At 69.1% G+C, this 1,181-nt stretch carries 1 protein-coding gene; it reads right to left on the bottom strand.

The genetic code is table 11. From position 1 onward, the window contains the following. Position 1: 1 nt before the first annotated feature. Positions 2–1,126, bottom strand: a complete 1,125-nt coding sequence (locus tag PUR56_RS00485; RefSeq protein WP_329947374.1) for a DUF2637 domain-containing protein — start codon at positions 1,124–1,126, stop codon at positions 2–4. Positions 1,127–1,181: the final 55 nt, after the last annotated feature.

Raw genomic sequence — 1,181 nt, 5'->3', positions numbered from 1 at the left:
CTCAGCCGAGCTGCTGTTCGATGGCGCGGAGCTTGCGTTCCAACGCGTCCAGTTTCGGCAGTGACAGGGTGTCGTCATCCGCGGTCAGGTCGACGGTGACGGACTCCTCGGGGCCGTCCTCGACGAGACCACCGCGATGGACCTCGGGCCCGGCCACCGACCGGGCCGCCGAGCGGGCCGGCCGCCGGGCGAGGTCGGCCGCGCCAGCCCGCGGCAGACCGCCCGGGTGATCGGGCCCGACCGCCGGGAGAGGGTCCGAACCGCCCTGCCGCCCCTCGGAGGTGACGGCAACGGCGACCCCGGCAAGGGCCCGGCTGCCACGGGCCCGCGAGAACGGTCCACCCCGGCGGGCGATGGCCTTCAGCTCCGCCCGCTCCCGCCGATCGGCGCTACGGGTCCGCAACCTGGCCTCCTGCCTGGCCTCACGCTCCTCCCGAACCTCGTCGACCGCCTCGTCCAGACTCCGAACGTTCTCCAGCAACATCAACGACCAGGCCGCGAACGTCTCACGGGGCGCCCGCAACCACCGCACGATACGGATCTGCGGCAGCGGACGCGGCACCAGACCCTGCTCACGCAACGCCGCCCGACGAGTCTGCTTCAACGCCCGGTCGAACAGAATCGCAGCCGACACGGACATCCCCGCGAAAAACTGCGGCGCACCGTCATGCGACACACCACGCGGCGCGTGCACCCAGTTGAACCACGCCGAAGCAACCGCGAACACCCAGACCAGCAGACGCGACCCCAACGCCGCGTCACCATGACTGGCCTCACGCACCGCGAGCACCGAACAGAACATCGCCGCACCGTCCAGACCGAACGGCACCAGGTACTCCCAACCACCCGACAACCCCAGATTCTCCACACCGAAACCCACCAGACCGTGGAACGACAACGCGGCCGCCACACCCGCACAGCAGAACAACAGCGTGTAGGAGGAGATCCCGTACACCATCTCGCGGCGCCGGCGCCGCTCCTCACCGCGCTCCCAGGAATCGGCCACCTCACCGGACCGACCCGCCCGGCGACTCCGAAGACGCAGAAACATCACCAGCGTGAGCACGGACACCAGGACCGCACCCACGGCCACGGTCCAGGAAAGCTGTATCGGGGTCAGGTTCATAACGGATCGGCCTCGCTGTGGGAATTGAAGGACAGGTCTGATCATCCGAAAAGCG

The sequence above is a fragment of the Streptomyces sp. BE303 genome (assembly GCF_036290945.1).
Lineage (GTDB): Bacteria > Actinomycetota > Actinomycetes > Streptomycetales > Streptomycetaceae > Kitasatospora.
Note: the sequence above shows the minus strand (reverse complement) of the source record. Positions and strands in the feature narration are given on the sequence as shown.

Bases quoted from the DNA above. Each gene is read 5' to 3' on its own strand.
- PUR56_RS00485 (WP_329947374.1), bottom strand. From the start codon at position 1,126: ATGAACCTGACCCCGATACAGCTTTCCTGGACCGTGGCCGTGGGTGCG.